Source organism: Caloramator australicus RC3, from assembly GCF_000297115.1.
GTDB lineage: Bacteria > Bacillota > Clostridia > Clostridiales > Caloramatoraceae > Caloramator > Caloramator australicus.
Genome location: NZ_CAKP01000001.1, coordinates 24,526 through 48,563, shown reverse-complemented (window position 1 = coordinate 48,563; position 24,038 = coordinate 24,526). Strand labels below are relative to the sequence as shown.

24 protein-coding genes and 1 pseudogene are annotated in these 24,038 nt (G+C 30.8%); 16 read left to right on the top strand and 9 right to left on the bottom strand.

Annotated features, from left to right (window positions below; all coding sequences use genetic code 11):
* The first annotated feature begins 20 nt into the window (after positions 1–20).
* From CAAU_RS00250 to CAAU_RS00240, 3 genes are all read left to right on the top strand, one after another.
* Complete coding sequence (locus CAAU_RS00250; protein WP_008907426.1) at positions 21–593, top strand: sigma-70 family RNA polymerase sigma factor; 573 nt, start codon at positions 21–23, stop codon at positions 591–593.
* Positions 594–712: 119 nt separating this feature from the next.
* A complete protein-coding gene (locus tag CAAU_RS00245) occupies positions 713–1,258 on the top strand; it encodes an NADH peroxidase (RefSeq protein ID WP_008907425.1) in 546 nt (181 codons plus the stop codon).
* Between the two features lie 129 nt (positions 1,259–1,387).
* Complete coding sequence (locus CAAU_RS00240) at positions 1,388–1,966, top strand: 5' nucleotidase, NT5C type (protein ID WP_008907424.1); 579 nt, start codon at positions 1,388–1,390, stop codon at positions 1,964–1,966.
* 32 nt (positions 1,967–1,998) lie between these two features.
* On the opposite strand, the gene CAAU_RS00235 is transcribed toward CAAU_RS00240, so the two are convergent.
* Positions 1,999–3,114 (bottom strand): NAD(P)/FAD-dependent oxidoreductase, encoded by a 1,116-nt coding sequence (locus CAAU_RS00235; RefSeq protein WP_008907423.1) that lies wholly within the window; start codon positions 3,112–3,114, stop codon positions 1,999–2,001.
* Between the two features lie 98 nt (positions 3,115–3,212).
* On the opposite strand from CAAU_RS00235, the gene CAAU_RS00230 reads away from it, so the two are divergent.
* Genes CAAU_RS00230 through CAAU_RS00220 form a run of 3 tightly spaced genes read left to right on the top strand, consistent with a single transcriptional unit; the run spans position 3,213 to position 4,684 of the window.
* The gene (locus CAAU_RS00230) at positions 3,213–4,151 is read left to right on the top strand and encodes a phosphotransferase family protein (protein WP_008907422.1); all 939 of its coding nucleotides are present in this window, start codon (positions 3,213–3,215) and stop codon (positions 4,149–4,151) included.
* A 10-nt stretch (positions 4,152–4,161) separates the two neighbouring features.
* Entirely contained in the window at positions 4,162–4,392 is a 231-nt protein-coding gene (locus CAAU_RS00225) for a hypothetical protein (RefSeq protein WP_008907421.1), read from the top strand.
* Positions 4,373–4,684 carry a YbjQ family protein gene (locus CAAU_RS00220; protein ID WP_008907420.1) on the top strand — a complete coding sequence of 104 codons (312 nt, stop codon included), beginning with the start codon at positions 4,373–4,375 and terminating at the stop codon, positions 4,682–4,684. Before CAAU_RS00225 ends, CAAU_RS00220 begins: the two co-directional genes overlap by 20 nt.
* Before the next feature lie 67 nt (positions 4,685–4,751).
* On the opposite strand, the gene CAAU_RS00215 is transcribed toward CAAU_RS00220, so the two are convergent.
* Positions 4,752–5,375, bottom strand: coding sequence for a cupin domain-containing protein (locus CAAU_RS00215; RefSeq protein ID WP_008907419.1), 624 nt, complete (start codon positions 5,373–5,375; stop codon positions 4,752–4,754).
* A gap of 219 nt (positions 5,376–5,594) precedes the next feature.
* Between CAAU_RS00215 and CAAU_RS00210 the strand changes: the two are divergent.
* The 4 genes and pseudogenes from CAAU_RS00210 to CAAU_RS00195 all read left to right on the top strand — a co-directional run.
* A pseudogene (locus CAAU_RS00210) lies at positions 5,595–6,029 on the top strand (thioredoxin domain-containing protein); the annotation flags it as partial.
* Between the two features lie 99 nt (positions 6,030–6,128).
* Complete coding sequence (gene tnpB, locus CAAU_RS00205; protein ID WP_008907417.1) at positions 6,129–7,199, top strand: IS200/IS605 family element RNA-guided endonuclease TnpB; 1,071 nt, start codon at positions 6,129–6,131, stop codon at positions 7,197–7,199.
* 166 nt (positions 7,200–7,365) lie between these two features.
* Complete coding sequence (locus tag CAAU_RS00200; RefSeq protein ID WP_008907416.1) at positions 7,366–8,733, top strand: alanine/glycine:cation symporter family protein; 1,368 nt, start codon at positions 7,366–7,368, stop codon at positions 8,731–8,733.
* A gap of 174 nt (positions 8,734–8,907) precedes the next feature.
* Entirely contained in the window at positions 8,908–9,858 is a 951-nt protein-coding gene (locus CAAU_RS00195) for an L-threonine 3-dehydrogenase (protein ID WP_008907415.1), read from the top strand.
* 20 nt (positions 9,859–9,878) lie between these two features.
* Here the strand turns inward: CAAU_RS00195 and CAAU_RS00190 are convergent, their stop codons facing one another.
* Positions 9,879–11,174 (bottom strand): hemolysin family protein, encoded by a 1,296-nt coding sequence (locus CAAU_RS00190; protein WP_008907414.1) that lies wholly within the window; start codon positions 11,172–11,174, stop codon positions 9,879–9,881.
* A gap of 44 nt (positions 11,175–11,218) precedes the next feature.
* On the bottom strand, positions 11,219–12,256 hold the full coding sequence (gene hydE / locus CAAU_RS00185; protein ID WP_008907413.1) for a [FeFe] hydrogenase H-cluster radical SAM maturase HydE: 1,038 nt from the start codon (positions 12,254–12,256) through the stop codon (positions 11,219–11,221).
* A gap of 189 nt (positions 12,257–12,445) precedes the next feature.
* Here hydE and CAAU_RS00180 point away from each other — a divergent pair, with 189 nt between their 5' ends.
* Positions 12,446–16,531, top strand: a complete 4,086-nt coding sequence (locus CAAU_RS00180; RefSeq protein WP_008907412.1) for a phosphodiester glycosidase family protein — start codon at positions 12,446–12,448, stop codon at positions 16,529–16,531.
* 19 nt (positions 16,532–16,550) lie between these two features.
* Here the strand turns inward: CAAU_RS00180 and CAAU_RS00175 are convergent, their stop codons facing one another.
* On the bottom strand, positions 16,551–17,378 hold the full coding sequence (locus CAAU_RS00175) for a methyl-accepting chemotaxis protein (protein ID WP_008907411.1): 828 nt from the start codon (positions 17,376–17,378) through the stop codon (positions 16,551–16,553).
* An 84-nt stretch (positions 17,379–17,462) separates the two neighbouring features.
* On the opposite strand from CAAU_RS00175, the gene CAAU_RS00170 reads away from it, so the two are divergent.
* The 4 genes from CAAU_RS00170 to CAAU_RS00160 are packed head-to-tail and all read left to right on the top strand — an operon-like array spanning position 17,463 to position 19,413.
* Entirely contained in the window at positions 17,463–18,011 is a 549-nt protein-coding gene (locus CAAU_RS00170) for a hypothetical protein (protein WP_008907410.1), read from the top strand.
* Positions 17,966–18,517 (top strand): hypothetical protein, encoded by a 552-nt coding sequence (locus tag CAAU_RS13760; protein WP_008907409.1) that lies wholly within the window; start codon positions 17,966–17,968, stop codon positions 18,515–18,517. The genes CAAU_RS00170 and CAAU_RS13760 overlap by 46 nt, the downstream gene beginning before the upstream one ends.
* 27 nt (positions 18,518–18,544) lie before the next feature.
* The gene (locus tag CAAU_RS00165) at positions 18,545–18,817 is read left to right on the top strand and encodes a LysO family transporter (protein WP_008907408.1); all 273 of its coding nucleotides are present in this window, start codon (positions 18,545–18,547) and stop codon (positions 18,815–18,817) included.
* A gap of 2 nt (positions 18,818–18,819) precedes the next feature.
* Positions 18,820–19,413, top strand: coding sequence for a LysO family transporter (locus tag CAAU_RS00160; protein ID WP_008907407.1), 594 nt, complete (start codon positions 18,820–18,822; stop codon positions 19,411–19,413).
* A gap of 21 nt (positions 19,414–19,434) precedes the next feature.
* Here the strand turns inward: CAAU_RS00160 and CAAU_RS14075 are convergent, their stop codons facing one another.
* Positions 19,435–19,590 (bottom strand): DUF1540 domain-containing protein, encoded by a 156-nt coding sequence (locus CAAU_RS14075; RefSeq protein ID WP_008907406.1) that lies wholly within the window; start codon positions 19,588–19,590, stop codon positions 19,435–19,437.
* Between the two features lie 258 nt (positions 19,591–19,848).
* Between CAAU_RS14075 and CAAU_RS00155 the strand changes: the two genes are divergently transcribed.
* Positions 19,849–20,877: a DUF5050 domain-containing protein gene (locus CAAU_RS00155; RefSeq protein WP_008907405.1), complete on the top strand. Its 1,029-nt coding sequence runs from the start codon at positions 19,849–19,851 to the stop codon at positions 20,875–20,877.
* A gap of 33 nt (positions 20,878–20,910) precedes the next feature.
* On the opposite strand, the gene CAAU_RS00150 is transcribed toward CAAU_RS00155, so the two are convergent.
* The 3 genes from CAAU_RS00150 to CAAU_RS00140 all read right to left on the bottom strand — a co-directional run bounded on the left by CAAU_RS00150 (position 20,911) and on the right by CAAU_RS00140 (position 24,038).
* A complete protein-coding gene (locus CAAU_RS00150; protein ID WP_051004347.1) occupies positions 20,911–21,654 on the bottom strand; it encodes a L,D-transpeptidase family protein in 744 nt (247 codons plus the stop codon).
* Positions 21,655–21,704: 50 nt separating this feature from the next.
* Positions 21,705–22,871, bottom strand: a complete 1,167-nt coding sequence (locus CAAU_RS13755) for a peptidoglycan-binding protein (protein WP_008907403.1) — start codon at positions 22,869–22,871, stop codon at positions 21,705–21,707.
* A gap of 120 nt (positions 22,872–22,991) precedes the next feature.
* The gene (locus CAAU_RS00140; RefSeq protein ID WP_008907402.1) at positions 22,992–24,038 is read right to left on the bottom strand and encodes a hypothetical protein; all 1,047 of its coding nucleotides are present in this window, start codon (positions 24,036–24,038) and stop codon (positions 22,992–22,994) included.

The following is a 24,038-nucleotide window of genomic DNA, read 5'->3' as shown; positions in this document are numbered from 1 at the left end:
TAGAACATACGAGGTGAAGGATGGTTAAGGAAAAGCTTGTTAAAATAAACGAGGAATACATAGTTGTAACCTTTGATGAAATTTTCTCAAGATACAAAAACTTGATACATAATTTGTGTAAAAAGTGGCAAAGTAAGTTAGAGTATGCTGATCTTTTTCAGGTTGCAAGCATAGGACTTTATAAGGCTTTTTTAGATTACGATATTTCAAAAGATATAGAGTTTTCTACTTTAGCCTATACCTACATAAAAAATGAAATAAGAAGTTTTTATAGACAAGCCCAGAAAAAATTTGGATACATTTCATTAAATCAAGAACTTTATTATGATTCCAATAGAAAAATAGAGGATATAATAAAGGATGAAGAGTTTGAACATAAGATTTTAGAGGAAATAACTAAAGAACAGGATATACGAAGAATATATGAAGCATTTAGGCACCTTACATCAAGGCAGGAGGAGATAATAAAAAAGTATTTTTTAGAAGGTAAAACAATGCAAGAGATAGCAGATGATTTAGGTTTTCATGTAAGTTATATAGGAAAGGTTATAAAAAACTCTGTTAAAAAGATAAAGGATAATTTAGACTTGTAATAATTTCCTAAAGGAAAATAATTTTCTACAAAAAACTATTGTCAGAAATAAAAAATTATGATAATATATAAAATGTAAATAATAAATTTAAAATATTTTCTTATGGGGAGGATGGGAAGATGAAAAAGTTTGTTTGCACAATTTGTGGTTATGTTCATGAAGGAAGTGAAGCACCAGAAAAATGTCCACAATGTGGTGCGCCAAAGGAAAAATTCATAACAAAGGAAAACGGAGAGCTCGTTTGGGCTGATGAACATAGAATTGGAGTTGCAAAGGGAGTTGATCCAGAAATAATCGAAGGTTTAAAGGCAAACTTTATGGGAGAATGCACAGAAGTTGGTATGTATCTTGCAATGAGCCGTCAGGCAGATAGAGAAGGATATCCTGAAGTTGCAGAAGCATATAAAAGAATTGCATTTGAAGAAGCAGAACATGCTGCAAAGTTTGCTGAGCTTTTAGGGGAAGTTGTAACAGATAGCACAAAGAAGAACCTTCAAATGAGGGTTGAAGCTGAATACGGAGCATGTGAAGGCAAGCTAAAACTTGCAAAGAGGGCAAAGGAACTTGGCCTTGATGCTATCCATGATACTGTTCATGAAATGTGCAAGGACGAAGCAAGACACGGTGCAGCATTTAGAGGTCTTTTAAAAAGATATTTTGAATAATCTCCCCTCTTAATAAAGGGGCATCCCCTCAGGCCGCATTATGCGGCCTTTATAATTTAACAATTTTTTAACAAATTTATAATCCTTTGTTTATTAAAAGATTTTAAAATAAAATCAGGAGGTGAGAGGATGGTAAGATTAAATATATGTATAGATATCGATGGAACAATAACAGATCCTTTCTATTGGTTAGACTTAGCAAATTATTATTTTAATAAGAATCTAAAAGAAGACGATGTTAAAGAATATGAAATTTATAAAGTATTAGGGGTTTCTGAGGAAGAATATAATAAATTTTATGACATGTATTCAGAGCTAATACATTTTAGAGCAAAGCCAAGAGAATTTGCTTCTAAGGTTTTAAAGGACATCTCCCAAAAGCATAATATTTATTATGTTTCTGCCAGGGAACCCAAATTAATGAATATAACTGAAAAGTGGCTTAAAAGGTATAATTTCCCAAAGGGCGAAGTTTATTTACTAGGAACCCATAACAAAATTCAGAAAGCAAAAGAGTTAAGATGTGACATTTTCATTGAAGACAGGTATGAGAATGCAGTCCAACTTGCAAAGGAAGGCTTTAAGGTTTTACTTATCGATTGTCCCTATAATAGAAAACCATTAAAAGAAGGTATTTATAGAGTGTTTAACTGGGAACAAATCCATGAGATAATTGAACTAATAGAAAAAGAAAAGGAGATTGCATAAAATCACCATTGGGTGGTTTTAAATTTGTTTTATCACTTTTTAGATTCTTTGATACGGTTTATCAGCTTCATGTAGGGGGTCGACAATTTTAGTATATCTATCCTCATGTTATTACCGCATATTTTACTAACGAATTTATTAATTAACTTATTATTTAGATTCCTTACTAACTTATCAATTTCATAATCATCTAAACCTTCTAAGAACCTTCTAAGAATTAGGGAATTGTAATAGTTTTTAAATAAAGGCTTTGTTAGAATTTCATATTTTGCCCTTCCTAAGATATCGTAGGCACAATACACGCCGGTTAAAACCGATGCAAACTGCCCAAAACCAAGACCGGGGCTTATTGTTCCAAAACAATTTCCTATAAAGTAAGTATTATCTATTTTAGGCCTTATGCATATCCCCATCATGTATCGTGCTATTTCAAACCTATCGGTTATTTTTAAGCTTTGTTTTAATTCGCTGCATGCCAAGTTATAGAAGGCTTCCCACATATCGTTTATATCTAATTTAATATTGTTAGGGTAATCAGGATAAGCTATAACTAAGTTTGCTTCTTTATCAGAAAAAGGTATTAGCCATGCATATCCTTTAGGGATTATATTATAATTAAACCATACATGAGGGTTGTCAGTAATAAAATTTCCAACAACCGTAGCTCCCCTTATAGTGCATGTAAGGTCACATCTGTAATTACCTAAATGTGTAGCATATTCTCCTCCACCTGTCGCTATTACTATATAATCAAATTCCTTACAAAGTTCTTCATATTCATATTTAGAGTTAAAAATAATATTACTTTTAACTTGTTTTTTAAGCTGATTTTCAAAGGAGTTTTCATGCCTACCCCTTATATTGGTATAGCCTATCTTACCAATTATATTGCTTTTTTCATTTTTCGAATGGATAGTTAATTTATTTACTTCTTTTATAGGTTGTAAATCTATACTGAATTTTTCTTTTATATAGGGAATGCAATCCTTTATGGGCCTATTTAATATTTCAAACATAGCTTCTGCATTAATAAATCTATCCCCTACTCTATTTCTTTTTTCGAAAATTGTTGGCATTATCCCATATCTTTCAAGTGTAATTGCACAAGATAGTCCAGAGATACCAGCCCCCATAATAGCTACCTTCATTTTTCCACCTCCTTAACTTTATATTGTGAAAAATAAAGCTGTTTATACCAATTATTTTTGTGTTAAAATATTTAAAAGTCCTTTTTGGGGGAATCACTATGACCTACGATGAGAACTATATAAGAGGTATAATTAAAAAATTATTTTCAATGGATGTTAAAGAGATAAGATCAATAGGACATTATGAATTAAATAGGCATTATGTTTTTTACATTAGACTCAATAACGGTCAAAAGATTGTTTTTAAGATATTTGGTATAAAAAATAGAATGCCAAGAGAGATAGCCTCCCTTAGTCTATTAAAAAATTCTACTTTAAAATGCCCTAAATATTTTAAGCATGGGGTCTTAGATGATGGTAATGAATGGATGATATATGAATATATTGAAGGGGAAGCATTAGATAATTTACTTAATACTTTGACTTTGGAACAATTAAAAAAGATATTTTTGGAAATAGGTCAGGAATTAGGCAAAATTCATTCTATTAAAACCTTTAATTTTTTTGGTGACTGGGATGATAAGGGAGAAAGTGTCCACAATATAAAGGATTATTATACATATTTTGTGAAAAGTTTCGAATTTCAATTATGTGAATTGATGCAACAAAATATAGATGATAAGGTAATTTTAATTGAAGCTGCAGAGAAAATAAAAAGGAATTTTAATTTAATAGAGAATATTAAAGAATCAAGGCTTTGTCACAATGACTTTGATGGGCGAAATATATTAATTATCTGTCAAAATGGTGAATACAAAGTAAATGGAATTGTCGATTTTGAACAAAGTTTCCCGGGAAATATAGAAATGGATATTGCCAGGTTGTATTTTAGGTATTTTTTGGAGAATAAAGATATCGAAAAATCATTTTTTGAGGGGTATAAAAAATATATTAGTATTGATGATGGTTTTTTTGAAAGGCTTGATTATTATCTTTTGAGATTAGGCTTTGGAATTTGCTGCTGGACGTATTTTAAGGCACCGGAATATTATAAACAAGGGTTAGAATTAGTAAAAAAATATATTAATAAATTTTAGGTGGTGAACTATGAAAAAAGGTATTTTAACTGTTTTATTAATTGCATTTATTGGAACTATAATAATGGGCTCGTATTTTATAGGGATTATTTCAGCTATATTTTCAACTTCGGTCCCAAGATTTTTTGCCTATTTAATCGTTTTTATAGCTTTATTTATTATAGGCTCATTTGTCTATGTTGCCTTTGAAAGAATTAAGGAAATAAAGGAGGGGAAGGAAGATGATATTAGTAAATACTGATTTTATTACGGGTAAAGAGCTTGAGACTTTGTCTATTGTTAAGGGCTCAGTTGTCCATTCTAAGCATATAGGGAAGGATATTTTAAGCGCACTTAAAACTTTGGTTGGCGGTGAGATAGTATCCTATACTGAGATGATGAACGAAGCAAGGGCTATCGCGACCAAAAGAATGGTGGAGGAAGCTGAAAAGTTAGGAGCAGATGCTATAATTAATGTTAGATATGCCACCAGTAATATAATGCAAGGGGCTGCAGAAGTTATCGTTTATGGGACTGCTGTAAAGTTTAAGTAAAAATGCTAACCTCTCACTGGCAAACAACTTGCAAGTGAGAGGTTTAATTTTAATAATATTTGTAATCTTACTTGTATTCCTTTTCAGCAGCTTCTGCATCTTCTTTTGTTTTATGAATTGTGCCCTTTGGATGCTCAGGTGGAGCATAAATAGAATAAAGTTTAAGCGGTTTATTACCTGTGTTTATTAAATTATGCCACTTGCCTGCGGGTATCAAGATTGCATAGTTATCGTAAATATTTGCTTTAAAATCTAACCTGTCTTTTCTATCCCCCATCATGACAACTCCTTGACCTTCTTCAATTCTTAAGAACTGATCAATATCTGGATGAATTTCCAATCCTATTTCCTCACCAGGATTAATACTCATCAAAGTAAGCTGAAGATGATTTCCTGTCCATAGAGCTAAACGGAAATTATTATTTTGCTTTGTAGCCTTTTCAATGTCAACTACAAATGGTTTTGAGCCATAATCCTTAAGTTTAATTAAACCTTCATTTTGATATTGCCCTGAATAATCTGGTCTTAACTTAGAGCGCATATAGTATGAATCATCATAGGTAAAATCATCGCTATAAAAAGGCATATTAACAAAGTAAGGGCATGGATAAGAAATGAAGGGGGTAAACATAGTTTCCTTAGTGTTTCTTGTTTGATTCATTAAGTAAGGGCAAAAATAAGGATAATACATATTCTTTTCCTTTCAACATACTCACAATAATATTATATGAATGGTAGGATTAAAATGTTAAATTAGTCGACAAAAATCCTAACAGATTCTTTATGAGATATTTTGTATGTTCAGCTCTTATTGGATAAAAAATTATTGTGCAACAGAATTAAAAACTTTTGTCTTGACAAACTAAAATTGATAAGCTTAATAATATAAAAATTTCAAGAGGGTGAAAAAATGAAGGGTAAAATTGGTGTTCATAACAGGTTAATAAAAGAAAAATCTCCTTATCTCTTGCAACATGCCTACAATCCTGTTGATTGGTATCCTTGGGGAGAGGAGGCATTTAAAAAGGCTAAATCTGAAGATAAACCTATATTTTTGAGTATTGGATATGCAACCTGCCATTGGTGCCATGTTATGGCCCATGAAAGTTTTGAAGACCAAGAAGTGGCAAAACTTATGAATGAAACATTTGTCAGTATAAAAGTTGATAGGGAAGAAAGGCCTGATATTGATGCAATTTATATGACGGTATGCCAAATGATGACGGGAGGAGGAGGTTGGCCTCTAACTATAATAATGACACCGGATAAAAAACCATTTTACGCTGCGACATATATTCCAAAGGAAAGCAAGTTTGGTAGAATTGGAATGCTTGATTTAACTAAAGAGTAACAGAAGTCGCCCACTTCTATAAGTGGGTGATGAATGTTGATTGATAAATTCTTTTTTATGATATAATCAGTATTACAGGAAGGAGGTGTAATTTTGCTAAAGGCTTATAAATACAGGATATATCCAACAAAAGAACAAGAAGAATATTTTGCTAAAGTATTTGGTTGTGTAAGATTTATATACAACAAAATGCTACATGACAAAATAGAATACTATAAAAAAACAGGAGAAATGCTAAACAATACACCTGCACAATATAAAAAAGAATATCCGTTTCTAAAGGAAGTAGATAGCCTTGCCCTTGCTAATGCACAGCTTAATTTAGAGAAGGCATATAAAAACTTTTTTAGAGATAAGAAAATAGGTTTTCCAAAGTTCAAGAAAAAGAAAGGTTACCAGTCTTATACTACAAATAATCAAAATGGAACAGTAACACTTGAAGGTAGTTATCTAAAAGTTCCAAAGTTAAAGACAAAAATAAAAATAAAACAACACAGACAATTTGAAGGAAAAATTAAATCCGTAACTATATCAAAAACGCCAACAGGCAAATATTATGCTTCTATACTTGTAGAAGAAGAAATTAAAGAATTACCTAAAATAGATAAAAAAGTAGGTATAGATTTAGGAATTAAAGAATTTGCTATTTTATCTGATGGAACAAAGGTAGAAAATCCAAAATGGTTAAGAAAAACAGAAAAAAGAATTAAAATTATACAAAAATCATTATCAAGAAAGCAAAAGCAAAGTAAAAACTATGAAAGGACAAGACAAAAACTTGCAAAACTACACGAAAAGATATCAAATCAAAGAAAAGATTTTCTTCACAAATTATCTTCTAAAATTATACACGAAAACCAAGTGATAGTTTTAGAAGATTTACAGGTAAAAAATATGCAACAAAATCATAAATTAGCCAAAGCAATAACAGAAGTATCATGGGCAGAATTTAGAAGGATGTTAGAATATAAAGCAAGATGGTATGGCAGAGAAATAATAATAGCACCACCAAATTATGCATCAAGTCAAACATGCAGTGAATGTGGATATAAAAATCCTGATGTAAAGAATTTAGCATTGAGAGAATGGAAATGTCCAAAGTGTGGTGCAGTTCATGATAGAGATATAAATGCAAGCAAGAATTTGCTAAAATTAGCCATGTGATTGGTATATATGGGGAAGGAACAGCCCTTTGAGCGTGGGTAATCTGGTAACAGAAGTTACCTTGACCACGAAGCCACCACTTCTATAAGTGGGGGTAGTTCACCAATAAGATTCAATTATAAAACATATATTTTAATAGAAATATTTAAAAGAGTGGGGGGATTTTATGCAAGCTTTTGCTAATCTTGTTGCAAAAATTGATAGTTTTATCTGGGGATGGCCGCTACTTATTCTGTTGCTTGGAACACATATCTTCTTAACCATTAGGTTGCGCTTTATACAAAAGTATATTGGAAAAGCAATAAAATTATCTGTAACTAAAGACCAATTTGCTGAAGGGGACGTAAGTCAGTTTAGTGCTTTAACAACAACCCTTGCAGCTACAATTGGAACGGGTAATATAGTTGGTGTTGCAACTGCTGTTGCATTAGGAGGACCAGGAGCCGTTTTATGGACATGGCTTACGGATGTATTTGGTATAGCGACAAAATATGCTGAGGCTTTATTATCAGTAAAATATAGGGTAAAAACAAAGGACGGAACTATGGCAGGTGGGCCTATGTATGTTCTTGAATATGGAATGAAACAAAGATGGTTAGGTCTTTTGTTTGCAATATTTACAAGTATAGCTGCCTTTGGTATTGGTAATACTGTTCAAGCAAATTCGATTGCAAGCATGGTTTATGAAACTTTTAAGGTCCCAGTTTGGATAACAGGTATAATAATGGCAATATTAACAGCTATAGTTATATTAGGTGGCATAAAGAGCATTGCAAAGGTATGTGATATATTAGTTCCATTTATGGCATTTTTCTATGTATTAGGGTGCCTCATTATTTTAATAATGAATTACAAAACTGTTCCACATACAATAGAACTTATCTTCAAAACTGCCTTTACAGGTCAGGCGGCAGTTGGAGGTTTTGCAGGTTCAACTATAATGCTTGCCATGAGATATGGAGTTGCAAGGGGACTTTTCTCAAATGAATCAGGTCTTGGTAGTGCACCTATTGTAGCAGCTGCAGCACAAACAAGAAACCCTGTAAGACAAGCTCTTGTTTCAGCAACAGGGACCTTCTGGGATACAGTAGTTGTATGTGCTATGACGGGACTTGTTCTTGTTAACTCAGGATTGTGGCAGCAGGGCTTAAAGGGTGCTGCACTTACAAAGGCTGCCTTCTCACAGATTCCAACTATAGGTCCAATTGTATTAACTGTAGGTTTGCTAACCTTTGTATTTTCAACTATTCTTGGATGGTCATATTATGGTGAAAAGGCTATTGAATATTTATTTGGCAAAAAGGCAATATTGCCATATAGAATACTTTGGGTAATATTTGTATATATTGGATCGGTGTGGTCATTATCTTTTGTATGGGATTTAGCTGATCTTATGAATGGACTTATGGCAGTTCCAAACCTTATTGCACTTCTTGCACTGAGTGGAGTAATTGTAAGTGAAACTAAGAAATATCTATGGGATGATAAGTTAGATGAAGTATGTGAAGAGGAAGCAATAAAAATAGAAAAGTAAATTTAAACTTAAAGGGTTTGAGAAAAATTCTCAAACCCTATTTTGATATTAATTTTTGTTTTTTTTATCAAAATGAATAAAAAGTTGCAATTTATTAAAAATTATTATGGCAATAATAATATAATAATGCTATAATTTTAAGTGTAAAATAAATTACTATTGGAGGTATTTTTTATGAAGAAAATACTTGTAACAGGAGCTTTAGGCCAGATTGGTTCAGAACTTACTATGTATCTTAGAAAACTATACGGGGATAGTAACGTTATTGCGACAGATAAGAATCCAAATGGTCCAGAAAAAGTATTACAATCAGGTCCATTTGAAGTAGTAGATGTTACTGATGCAACAAAACTTGCAGAAGTAGTTAAAAAATACTCTCCTGACACTATAATCCATCTTGCAGCTATTCTTTCAGCAGTAGGAGAAGCAAAGCCAGACCTTGCTTGGAATGTAAATATGAACGGATTATATAATGTTCTTGAAATCGCAAGGGAAATGAAGCTTGCAGTATTTACTCCAAGCTCAATTGCAGCCTTTGGTCCAAACACTCCTAAGGAAAAAACACCACAGGATACAATTCAAAGACCAACTACTATGTATGGTGTAACTAAGGTTGCTGGAGAGCTCCTTTGTGACTATTATTTCTTAAAATATGGCGTTGATACAAGAGGGGTAAGATATCCAGGACTTATATCCTACGAAACCCTACCAGGTGGAGGAACTACAGATTACGCAGTTCATATATATTATGAAGCGATTAAGAATAAGAAATATACATGCTACATAAAAGAAGGAACATATATGGACATGATGTATATGCCAGATGCCCTTGAGGCTATAGTTCAGCTTATGGAAGCTGACCCATCAAAACTAAAGCACAGAAATGCCTTCAACATAACAGCAATGAGCTTTGCTCCGGAACATATTGCAGCTGAAATTAAAAAGCATATTCCTGAATTTGAAATGGATTACAATGTGGATCCAGTTAGACAATCAATTGCAGAATCATGGCCAGACTCATTAGATGATAGTGCTGCAAGGGAAGAATGGGGATGGAATCCCAAATATGACCTTGCTTCAATGACAGTTGATATGCTCGAAAAACTTAGAGAAAAGTTGAAATAATTAAGGTGCCATTCGGCACCTTAATTTATGTGAATTTTTATTTGTTCAATTCTTTTTTCATCAATCTTTTCAACAGTGAAGGTTATGTTTTCAAATTGGACGCTCTCACCAGTTTCAGGGATATTCCCAATAAGGTTAAGAACAAAACCGCCAATTGTATCGTGATGTTCAGTTGGCAGTTTAAGATTTAATTTTTCATTTACTTCATCTATGCTAACGAGTCCATCGACTATATAAACATTGCTGTCAAGTTTTTGAAAATCCTTAACATCTTCATCGTATTCATCTGCAATATTTCCCACAATTTCTTCAATCAAATCTTCAATAGTAATTATACCTGAAACTCCTCCATATTCATCTATAAGTATTGCCATATGGTTTTTGCTGGCTTGAAGCTCTCTAAAGAGCCTATCTATCTTTTTAGTGTCTGGAACAAAATATGCAGGGCGGAGAAGATCTTTAATTGAAATTTCATCTAATTTTTTTGAGGCCATTTCAACAAATAAATCCTTCATATAAAGAATTCCGACTATGTTATCTATATCACCATCATAAACAGGAATTCTTGAATACTGCTCTTCAATAATTTGATGGATTATTTCTTCCAATGGGGAGTTAATATCTATTGCAAAAACTGCTGTTCTTGGAGTCATAACTTCCTTTGCTAAGGTATCATCAAATTCAAATATACCGTCTATCATTTCTTTTTCAGTCTCGTTTAAAACTCCATTTTCCTCTCCAACGTCAATCATCATTCTAATTTCATCCTCTGTAACCTTTTCCTCTTCATAGGTTGCACCAACACCAAAAAGCTTTGCAAAAAAGTTTGTTGATAATGTTAATATCTTTACAAATGGAGCTGTTATCTTCGATATAAATACTATTGTTCCTATTATGCTAAAGGCAATTCTTTCAGGATTTTGAAGAGCAAGTCTTTTTGGCAAAAGTTCTCCTAAAACAAGGGTTATATATGAAATAAATAGTGTAACAAGTAATAGCGAAATTTGGTCGCTAAAGGGGATATTTAATCTTTTTAAGTATTGAGAAAAGTAGGTTGATATACTGACTGCTGCTGATGCACTGGCGAGAAATCCTGTTAATGTTATACCAACCTGAATTGTTGCAAGGAATTTACTTGGTTCTTTAAAAAGTCTTTGTATCAATAGGGCTTTTTTATCCCCTTCTTGTGCCTGCATGGAAATCTTATTTCTATTAACTGAAATAATTGCTATTTCAGAAGCAGCAAAAAAACCGTTAATTAAAATTAAAACAAATATCAATAAAAAATCTATAAAAACCTGATATGCCCGGGTCATATAAAGGCCCCCTCAAAATTACTTTATATTTATTATATGAAATTTTAAGCCTTTTCAAAAATCTTTTTTCTATATCCATAATCTTTGGATATCGGCCTTCCAATGCTATTGATTTTTCCTGAGATACATCCAAAGCAGTGGGCTGGTGTATCGTTAACACAGATTTTACCGGGGTAAAGGGCATAAAGTTTTCTATATTCTCCTTCCGTAACGTTTGGCATTACAACATTAGCACCGCTTTGAAGAGCTATTAATCTTCCGTTTTTATTTAAAGTTTCCATGGCTGTAGTTGCAGGAATATTTATATCGGGTAAAAGTAGCCTAGTTAAAGCCATAACCTTTAAGCTTAATTCAAAGGTTCCCCCTTTTTCATCCTTAAGGGGTGTATCGGGGTTTGGAATAAATGGCCCTACACCTATCATATCTGCATCTATTTCTTTAAAAAACAAAATATCATCAGCAAGGGATTCTAATGTTTGCCCAGGAAGTCCCACAAGGCATCCTGTTCCAACTTCATAGCCTAATTTTTTTAAATCCATAAGGCATCTTTTTCTATTTTCATGGCTCATATTAGGGTCAAGCTTTTCGTAAAGTCCCTTATCAGTAGTTTCAATTCTAAGAAGATACCTATTTGCCCCTGCTTCTTTATATGCCTTATATTCTTCATAACTTTTTTCGCCTATACTTAGGGTAATTGCAAGATCAAGTTCTTTTATTGCCCTTAATATTCTTGTCATTCTATCGACGTTGAAATAATCATCTTCACCGGATTGCAAAACTACTGTCCTATATCCTAAATTTCTTGCATTTTTAGCAAAATTTATGATTTGTTCTTCCGATAGCCTATATCTTTCTACGTTTTTATTATCTCTCCTTAATCCACAGTATAGACAATTTTGTTTACAAATATTGGAAAATTCTATAAGACCTCTTAAATGGACTTCATCTCCAACATATTTTTTTCTTACTCTGTCTGCAGCCTCAAAAATTTCTTTATCGAATTTATCCTCTTTTAAAAGTAAAACTAATTCATCTTTATTTAAACTATGGGTTTCTTCTGCTTTTTTAATTACATCTAACAAAGCGATCACCTCTTAGTGTTTATATATAAAAATTATAATATATTTTTCATTAATAATAAATATTAATTAGCTATTTATGTCGAAAATTATCAAAAATTTAACGATTTAAAAATTTAGTGGTATAATATAGAAAAATGAACAATAAACTAATAATTGCGTCTAATTTTTAAAAGGTGTTGGGGTGATTATATGAAGAAGGCTTCAAGGATTTTAAGCATTGCTTTGTCAACATTAATTCTTTTATCTAATGTTGCCTACTCGAAAACAAAAAATTCAGAAACAGAAATTTACAAAACAGAGATAGCAAAGGGAATAACATATACAAGAAAATATATCCAAAATTCTGATAGAAAAAATTTATATATTTTAAATGCTGACTTAAACAATAAAAATATAGAACTTGTTTTTTCAAAAGCTGAAGATAAAGTAAAAAAATCAGACACATTAACTAATCAAATAGAAAGAGAGCAGATAAAGGGGAAAAAAGTAGTTGCAGGTATTAATGCCGATATGTTCGAGATGACCTCGGGGTTTAGCACTGGCCCTCAGGTAAGGGATGGATTCATTTTAACTGGATTTTCTTCAAGAAGCGAAGAAAACATCTATCCTGTATTTGGGCTAACAAAAGAAGGAATACCATTTATAGATTATATTCACATGCAGGCAAGCTTAACAATATTAGAATCAAATGCAAGCATTAGTATAGATAACGTTAATAGGGAAAAGTTTAAAGAGTCCATTATTTTATTAAACAATCTTTTAAACGATGAAAGAAAAGTAGATTTTAAGGATTACTATAAAAACGGAGCTTTAACTGTTATAAAGGGGATTTCACAAATTGAGCTTGGAAAAGAATATGAAGGAGTTGTAGTAGACTTAGGAGTAAATAAGAAGGATATTATTATTCCAAAGGACAGCATAGTCCTTGCAAGCAACGGCAAAAAGTTTAATTGGGTTAAGGATAATTTAAAGGTTGGGGATAAAGTTAAAATAAAAGTGGAATTTGATAAACCAATTAAAGATGTGATAGGAACGTATGCTTTTATAGTAAAGGATGGTAAGGCATTAACTTCTCAAGAGATAATAAACAATGGAGCAAATCCTACCCATGTTAATTCAAAAAGAGCAAGAACAGCTATAGGAATTACTAATGACAATAAGATAATTGCAGTAATTGTTGATTATGGTAATAAAGATGGGTATATAAGCGATGGAGCTACTTATCAGGAACTTGGAGTATATATGAAAAACTTAGGCGCTGTAAATGCTGTTGTTTTAGATGGCGGTGGCTCTACACAAATGAACATTAAATTTCCATGGGAGGATAGTTCAAAGGTAGTTAGTAGGTTATCGGATGGTAGAGAAAGAAACATAACAAATGGAATTTTATTTGTTGATAATTCTGGGCCGAGTTATGTGTTAAATAATATATATTTCCCTGAAAATGATGTTTATATTTATAAAAATTCTCAATATCCCTTAAAGCTTTTAGGATATGATACTAATTATAACAGGGTTGATTTAAAGGAAGCTGATATAAAATGGACAATTGATAAGGATTTAGGGAAAATAGTTAATGGAATATTTATTGCAGGGAATAAAGCAATTACAGGGAAAATAATTGCTGAATACCAAGGGAAAAGGGCAATTTTAAATATTAATGTGGTTGATAAGATAAGTGAACTAAAAATATCTCAAAACAATCTATGGATGAGTATAAATCAAAAAAATAAATTTGGCGTAGAAGCTAAATTAAATGGCAAAAATGTTATTGTTTCAGAATCATTAATATCCTGGAGTGTGAATAATAACATAGGTAAAATCGATAAGTTAGGGAATTTTACTGCCCTTCAAAAAGGGAAGGGAGAAGTTGTGGCAAAAATAGGGGATAAAGCTTCAAAGGCACTCATATATGTGGACGTTGATGAAATGATAATAGATGATTTTGAACATAATGAAAGTTCAAGATATTTTGTTGAAGGTCTTTTAAGTTCAAAGGCAGAAACTACAGATCAAAAAGTTAAAAATGGAAGGTATGCCCTTAAGATTTCTTATGACTTAAATGAATGGGATAGAAGGGAGAGTTTAACAAGCAACCTTTATCCTACATTTTACGATGAAAAAAATAATGATTTAATTAACCTTTATGTTTCCCATGTAAAACCTAAAAAAATATCAGTTTGGGCATATAGCGAGGGAACAAATGCAAAAGTTTATGTAAATTTAGTTGATAATAATGATAATGTTTATAAAATTCCATTTAATACAAAGCTTCAAAATGGAAAATGGACATTTTTAACAGCTGATATTCCAGATGTATCTATTCCATTAACCTTTATGAATTTATCATTTGTAGAAGATGATAAATCATTGAAAGGATTATCTACAATTTATTTAGATGATTTAAAGTTTATTTATAATGAAGGTAATGATTATACTCCACCAAAGGTTCTAGAGTTTAAGCCCAAAACTATGTATACAACTAATGGAAGACTAACATTAAGGGTTAACGATGATATTTCAGGAATTGATCCTAATTCAATAAATATTAAAATAGATGGAAAAGCCTATAAAGGAGTTTATGATGAAATTCATAAGGAAATATATGTTGATTTTATTGGGCTAGCTGAAGGTAATCATATTTTAAATGTTCAGTTAAAAGATAAGGCGGGAAACGAGACTAGTTTTGAAGGAAATTTTAATATTGTTTTAGAAGAAGATAAAGAAGGCCCTAAAATTACAAATTTATATCCTTTAAATTCTTCAAAGGTTAGAACTAACATGCCGAGGATAGGATTTAATATTTTAGACGATAAAACGGGAGTAAATCAAAATGATATATTCCTTTTTATTGATTCAATCCAGCAAAATGTATTTTACGATAAGACTTCAGGCTATGGATTCGCCTTACCTAAAAATCCATTGTCAAATGGAGAACATACCCTTACAATCTATGCAAGGGATCAAAAGGGCAATGTTTCGGATGTTGTAGTTTCAAAGTTTTGGGTTGAAGATATGAATGTTATTAGCAAAAAGGATATAGTTATTGATGTCTTTGCTGACACACATACTAAGTATTATTTAGACGAGCTTATAGAAACTTCAAGTAAGGATAATCCGGACCTTATTTTACATGCAGGAGATATTGTCGATGGTGATACAAAGGAAGAATGGGATGGAATAAAGGAAGTTTTATCTAAGGTAACAAAGCCATTTATAATAACAGCCGGGAACCACGATTCGTTAAATAACTCTAACGAGCTTTTAATAAATTTTGGAGACTCTACTCAGTTTTATTCCTACGGGAATACCAATATAATTACATTAAATTCTTCAAAGATGTCTTCAATATATAACACTGATCCAACCCAATATGAATTTTTAAAGAGAGCCTTAAGTATATCAAATAAAAAAAATATAATAATTCTTACTCATGTTCCGACTAGGGATTTTATTAACAAAGGTTATAATATGCCTGAAAGGGATAACAAACTTTTAAAGGATATAATCTTTGATTATAAAAGTAAAAATAAGGATAAAAATATTCTTGTAATTTTCGGTCATCAACATATATTCAAAAAATGGAATGAAAATGGGGTAGACTTTTTAATAGCTGGAAACGGATCGGGTAAAAGATATGCTAAGTTAGAAGATGGCGGATATTTAGGCTTTGCAAGGTTATATATAAACGATAGTATAACTATAAAAAGCGTTCCAGTAATTGAATATCTCGGAATAAAAGATAAGAAGGGCCAGCCGATAAATAAAATAGTTTTACCTAAGGGAAACAAACAAAATATAGAAATTTTGGGTTATATTACGTTTGGAAGCTATAATAATATATTTAATTTAACGAACTTAAAAGATGTAGAAATTTCAATTGCTAACCAAGATCCTAATGTCGTATCCTTTAAAAACTGGAGCTTTGAAGCAAGAAACGTTGGGTTAACGACATTAACCATAAAAGTAGGTTCAACTGTTTTAAATATTCCGGTTGAGGTTGTAGATAAAGAAGTTCCTTTAACAAAAATTAAATTTGACAAAGACAATTTAACTATATCTAATGGAAAAAGTTATAGATTAAACATCGTTGGATATGATATATATGGTAATAGCCATATAATTGACAACAATAAAATAAAATATTTGATTAATGGTAAAATAGGAATAATAAAAAACGGAGTATTGACAGTTAAGGGGAAAAGGGGCATTAAAGGAGAAGTCGTAGCTGTTTATAAAGACAAGAAAGCGGTTATGAAGGTTCAAATTAAATGAGGCTGCTTTGCAGCCTCATTTATCTTTTGCTGGTCATTTCAAACAGAACTTGAGCAGTTGCAGAGATTTCCTCTACAGTTGCTAAAATTTCTTCAAGAGCAGTTGCTTGATCTTGGAAAACTATATTAGTTTTGTTTATATCGGAACTTATATCGTTAACATATTTTTGTATATTTTTAAGGATTTCATTTATTTTTTTAATTGATTCATTGCTGGAGGTAGAAAGTTTTCTTATCTCTTGAGCTACTACTCCAAATCCTTTTCCACTCTCTCCAGCTCTTGCAGCTTCAATAGCAGCATTTAATCCCAAAAGATTTGTTTGATCTGCAATGTTTTTTACAAATTTTAAAATTTCATCGGTATTTTTTACCTGTTCATTGGCCTCTTGAATAGTATGCTGAATTTTTCTATTGGCTTCAGAAACGTTTTGGACTCCAACGGCTATATTGCTTATCGCTTCAGTAATTTGAGACAAAGCATCATTTAAATTATTAGATAGTTCCTGGATTTCAACATGCTTTTTCGTGCTTTTAATTATAGACAAAACACCAATTACATTTTTGCTATCGTTTTTAATAGGGACAGATATGCATTTAATTGGCTCGCCGAATATTTCTTTAGGAATTTCTTTAGTTATTACATTACCTGTTTTTATGGCTTCATAATCTGCACCATCCTTTGATATAAGGTCTCCTTCTTTAACATATATGTTTAGTTTATCAAGATAATAAACTTTAAGATATTTTTCTCTGTCAGAGATATTAAAGGCAACCTTTTCATCAAAGAACTTAATTAGGTAAGGCAAAACATTTTCAAAGGATTGGATGAAATTTTCAAGATTATTCATAAAATTCCCCCTCTCTTTATGATTTTATCATAAAATATAGTTTAAAGTAATATTTTTAAATTAGTAATTTTGTTAGGTGAAGATATGAGGAAAAAAAGGATGATTTATAGAAAATTGTTTGTTAGATTAGTTATCGCAATACTTTTATTAATTTTTATATTTTTTTTATTAAAAATTGAAAAGGAAAAGATTCAGGTAAAAAAAGTCACAAGGCAAGAGGCGTATAAAAGGGCGATGGAGATAATTAATTTTGTTTGGGAATATCAACCTAAAGTGTTTAATCGTGATGATATCAAATTGCCTAATTTTTTAGGGAATGAGAGGAAAATTGTTGTTGGCATTCCCTACTGTTGGGGAGGATATATTTCAGTTGATATTAGCGATAGGATTGATGTTAAAAATTTTAAAGATGCTATAGAAAAGGATTATGTCCCAGGCAATGTTTTAACAGAAGGAGGCTATAAGGCAAAAACTGCCGGACTTGACTGTTCAGGATTTGTAGGAGCTGTGTATAATTTACCTGAAAAGGTTTCTACAAAGACTTTAAAAAGATATTTTAAATATATAAGCATAAAAAAATTAAACCTATGGATATTTTTAATGCTGAAGGTGAGCACACGTTTATTTATTTAAAAGAAAGTTATGATAAAGAGGGAATTATAACTCTTGAGGCAAGGCATAGTAATAGTTTAAAAAGTAAGGATAAAACTGTAGTAAGTTATAGAACATATGAAGAAATCAAAAAGGGGCAAAACGGTAAAAAATTTTATCCTATGAGATATAAAGGAATAGTGGAAGATGATATTAAAGTAAACATGGATTCGTATGAATACAATAACACTCTTGATAAGGCTTATAAAATAAAAAAGAATATGCTTTTTTCAGGAAGCATTGATTATATTGAGGATATTGATATATTTAAAATAGATGTAGAATATAAACAAAAAATAATGCTTAAGGTTTTTCAACTTCCAAAGGATATAAAATTGACAATTAAAAATGCTGATGAAAGGGAATTAAAAGTTATTGAAAGACAGGGCTTTTATTTATTAGAACTTGATAAGGGAACTTATTATTTACAATTTAAGAATAATAGCTTGAAAACTTTGGAAGAAAATTATATATTTGAAATAAGTTAAATTTTAAATAATAAAGGGGAGATGGGTGTGTATTTAATTTTTTTAAGTTTATTTTTAGGAATTATGGTAGGTGCATTTTTAAAACTGCCTGATACAATAGTTAAATTTAATTCAAAATTTCAATTAGCTGGATTATTTTTGCTTATTTTCACTATGGGAATTAAGATCGGAAACGATGAAAATATTGTTAAAAATATTAAACTTATTGGAATTAAATCTTTTTCCTTTGCCCTTTTTACAGCTTTGTTTAGTGCGATTGCTGTATATATTATTTATATAAAATTTTTAAGGGAGGAATAAAGATGGTCTATATTATTTTAATTTCTTTAACATTAGGAATAGCCTTTGGAAATTTCATTTCGCCGGAAATGTTCAAAGATATTGATAAAATATCAACTATAGCACTTAATCTTTTGATTTTTTCGGTAGGGGTAGATATTGGATTGAATAAAGAGGTCCTTACAAAGATAAAGAAAAAGGGGGTTAAAATACTATTAGTTCCTCTTGCTGTAGTTATTGGTAGCTTGTTTGGAGGTTTGATCGTAGGATTAATTTTTAAATTACAGACAAATTTAGCTTTGGCTATTTCGGCAGGCTTTGGGTGGTATAGCCTATCAGCAGTAATTTTGACAAATTTAGCAGGTGCAGAAGCTGGAACAGTTGCATTTTTAAGTAACGTTTTTAGAGAACTTTTAGCCGTTTTATCCATAGGCTTTATAGCAAGCAAAATAAACTACATAACTGCAATAGCACCATCAGGGGCAACAGCAATGGATACAACTTTGCCTGTTATTTCAAAATTTACAGATGAAGAGACCGTCGTCATTGCTTTTTTGACCGGCACAATTCTAACCTTTTTAGTTCCTTTCCTTGTCCCATTTTTTTATAATATTTAGGATCTGGCTAAGCCAGATCCTTTATTTTTTCTCAAAGCTGCCACAGTCTGTGCTTTCCTTTGTAGTTGCAGGAGTAGTATGGTTTACAACTTGGATTGCATTAAGGGTGCAATAATTTTCGTTTTGTGCATGATATTTGCAGTCACGAACATTACAAGCAATGCTTCTATTTACCATATTAACACCTCCATTAAATTTTTACAAAATTATTGTGTGCAATAAGTAAAATATTATGCTATGATTTGTTAAATAATTTTGCGAAATATAGGAAAAAATAGGAATAAAACTTATATTAAAGGCAAAAAATTAAGAATAAAATGGATTAGTGTTGTAATATACATGAATTTGAAGGACGAATATACACTAATTTTTGAAGGATTTATTTATTTAAAAAAGAAGTATTTTAAATAGTAAATTATGGAAGAGGGGATGATAGTGATTAAAAAGATATTAATTTTTATTCTTGCTTTTTTTATGTTCTTTATTTATAAAACAAATGACCTTAATGCAAAGAAAAGTTTTAATTTATTATATCCAGAATTTTATTATCTTGATGGTGGAGAGTATTTTATAGATACAAATGATTTTAATATTTATAAAGATAAATCTTTATTAATTAAAGATTCAAATGAAATGGGATTTATTAAATATGGTGACAGCATTTTCTTTATAAATAGCAAAGATAATTATTTATATAGGTTTGACCTTCAAAATAAAAGAGTAGACAAGGTAAGTCAAAACAAGGTATTTAAAAAATATCTAAATTTTTTCATCTTAAATGACAAAATATTTTATTATGACTATAAAAATGAATTAAGGAAAATATGGAATGGAAGGGATTTGATAGCTCTTCCCTTTGAAGCTAATATCGCTAATGCATTATTTGAAAATAGAATTATTATAAACAACATGATTTTGACTTGGGGGCAGAAGGGGATATATAAAATTGATTTAGAAAACTATTCAATATCTAGATTATATGATGAAGAAGTTTATGCCCTTCAGGCCAATGATGAAAATATTTATTTTATTGATAGCAATTTGAATTTGGTAGTTATGAATTTTTATGGCAAAGTCGCAAAAAAAATAAAAACAAATGCAGTTGACTTTGGAGCTGACTTTAATTTAGGGAAGTTAATATTAGATAATGGATTTTTATATTATATAAATTATCACTTAAAAGGGAACAAATTAATAAGAATAGAATTAAAAAACTATAAAGAAGAGGTTTTGCTTGAAAATGTAATTGATTTTTATGTTAAAGACAATATGTTATTTGTATTATCAAAAGCGGATGGAGATAATATAAAACTTATTGATTTAAAAAATAAAAAAATTACCTTACTACCTAAAGAAAATTACATATCTTTACTTTCATATAATAACAATATTTTATGTGTGTTAGTAAAATCTAAAAATCATGAAAATTTTTTAGGTGAATTAAAATTTATAGATATAAAATAAGTTCCCCAATTGAAGGATTAAGTCAATTGGGGACTAATCAAACAGATAAATTCCAAGCTTGCTATAAAAGGATATGCCGATATAATCTGAAACAGAAAGCCCATGTTTTCGTTGAAAACTATGAATGGCATGTTTTGTGCTTTCATTATAAATACCATTTACATAGCCATTGTAAAACCCTAATTCCTTTAATTTTTTTTGGATTACATAAACATCGGAACCTCTATCACCTGGTTTTAAAACCCTAAATCCGCTTCCAAAGGGGCCAAAGGGGCCGCCGTAAATTGTAACTTTTGTTCCAATTGGAGTAATTCTATAAAGTTCTGCGACATCCCTATTAAACATACGTATGCATCCATGGGAGAGGGGACGACCTATGGACCAAGGTTCATCAGTTCCATGGATTCCATACATACCCCAAGGGACATTGAAACCCATCCAATAACCTCCAAATCCTTCGCCCCATCTTGCCTTACTTGTTATTGTCCAGGTTCCGATAGGGGATGGAGTTTTATACTTTCCTGAGGAAACAGGATAAGTTTTTACAACCTTTCCCTCTGATATAAGATACATTTTATTTTCAGTTATATCGACGAAGATATACAGATTAGTAAATTTTTTATTTAAAAATGTTTCTTTAAAAACGCTATTTCCATCAATAAAAGTAATTTTACCGCTTATTATGACAATTAGTGATATAAATATAATGAATATGATTAGAACAGCTTTTTTCACATGACCACCTTTAAAATAAGTTTCTATAAAATAATATTTCATATTGAAGGGAAATATTACAAAAAAACCAGGCCAAAAGCCTGGTTTAATACTTATCTATTTGCAGAAATTTTTATCATAGCTTGATGCCTTTCATCTACCTGCCAATCCTTATGTCTTAATGAATTAACAAAGTGGATATCAAAATGTCCGTCCATATTATTACCCTTTATATAATCATAATTTGGACCATAACCATAATTACCGGATCTATTATATACATTTACCCCTGAAGGATATGCATCAAGACCAGCATGTGGCATACCCGCCATTGAAGCTGCAATTCTTCTTCCGTTTACAACTAAAATAATAGGTCTAACATCCCATGTCCAATTTCCACCGAATATTTCCTTCATTATTGCTGTATCCTGTGCCGTTAACGTTTCAACATCGGCATGACCAGATCCTATAGTTCTTTTTATTCTAAAGCTTTTTCCTGTAAAGTAATCTATAACAGTGGCTTCAGCACCTACTGGGAATATATATTGAGCTTGCGTAAACCAATCAAGATACTCGCCATATTTTGGATAATATGGCTTTACAGGAACTACAATTTTGGGAATTCTCATAGCTTGTCCAATGGATAAAACTGTTGAAGTAGTTATATTATTTGCACTACAAATATCATTTACCGTTACTCCAAACTTTTGTGATATACTCCAGAGCGTGTCCCCTTTTTGCACATAATAAATTTGATAATCAGTATATGATCTGTATTTATTATCGATAACCTCAAAAAGCTTGTTAAATAAAGTTTTATCAGCCCTTCCTGTTACATTAAGACCATAATCCCTTTGAAAATTCATAACTGCACTTTGTGTAAGGCTACCGAAGTATCCTGTTGGTTGAACTGAAAGATATCCTAACGCGTAAAGATAAGTTTGAAGTTCGGAAACACTTTCATGCCTCATTCCAAAGGATAATATTTTCGGTTCATTAGCTAATGCTTTGTTAAGTTGGTTAAGAGTAACAAGGTCTAAAGTCCCAGTTGGATTTAGTGAGTTATCGGCTTGAAACTTCTGAACCGCTAAGTATGTGGTATAGCCATATATTCCATCGATGTTTGATGTGTAGTAGCCTAATGTTTTAAGGTTAGTTTGAAGTTCTGCAACCTGTTCACCCCTATTACCATAATATAACGGGAGGGTTATAGCAGCGTTGACTACTGAAGGGATTATAAGTAGGAAGGCTATTAATAGTGATGCTATTCTCTTTACCATGCTAACCACCCCTTAAATCTTTTTTTAAATTATATCAAAATTTTATTTAAATTTTAATGAACAAATTATGGCAGGGGTGGCAATATGATCATGATTTAAGGGAGCCCATAAAGGCTCCCCCTAGAGATTGTTTAAATCGGAAAAGGCTTGTTTTTGATTGTTGTATTCTTCTAAGGTTTCTATCCATAGGTTGGTTATTTGGATATACGATTTTTGAGCTTCTTCGAATTTTTGATTGATTTTTGTAAGTGTTTCCTGGTCAGAACCCGTTTGAGAAAGAAGACTTATGGTTTCTTTGAAGTTTTTGCAGTAGTCTACATAAGAGTTTATAATATCGTCAATTTTGGAATGGATGTTAACTAATTTTTCAGGAATTGATAAATTTGAAAATGCCGCTTGTAATGCCTCAAGTTTAATTAATTTTTTTTCTATCGCTATGTTTGTTGAGTAGATAGAATCTTGACTATTCATTATATTATCTAAATAAGTATTTAAATCTGTTTTTATATAAATAAATTCATTAATCAATTTATCCATTTCGATAAAATAATTTTGATATTGTTCAAATAATCTATTTTTTTGTTCGTAGGTTGAATAGTATTTATATGCAAATGTATGTAAATTGTTTGGCAAAATAGCAAATTCAGAAGGTAATTTGATTTTAGCTATTTTTAAATTGTTATATTTTTCCTGAGTTTCAAGCATGTATTTGTTGAAATTATCTATAGCATTAAATATTTTGTTGGATTTTAGGTTATTCATAATAAGCCTAAGTTGCGTAAGGAGTTTTTTGTTTGTATTAATACATTCAATAACTTTTTTATGCTCATATGTGTATTTTTCCGGCGGAGTAATATTTTGTAGTTCAATAATTAAGTCACCCATTCTAACTTCTTTGTTTTCAATTTCAGATATTAAATTTTTAATGGATGTATTATCATCAATAGAAATCGACTGTAAAAGAGCTAATTTTTTTGAAATGTCCTTATTTAATTGTTCTGCATTGTTTAATATCTTTTTAACTTGCTTTAAATAGGATTGGTTTATAGAGTTATATAAGTAATAAAAAGAAAAATAGATGATTGAAGAAGTAAGGGTTAAGGTTAATAAAACTATTAGTATTTTAATTTTATTTATTTTTATTTCTCCTTGGATTTTATTTCTCAT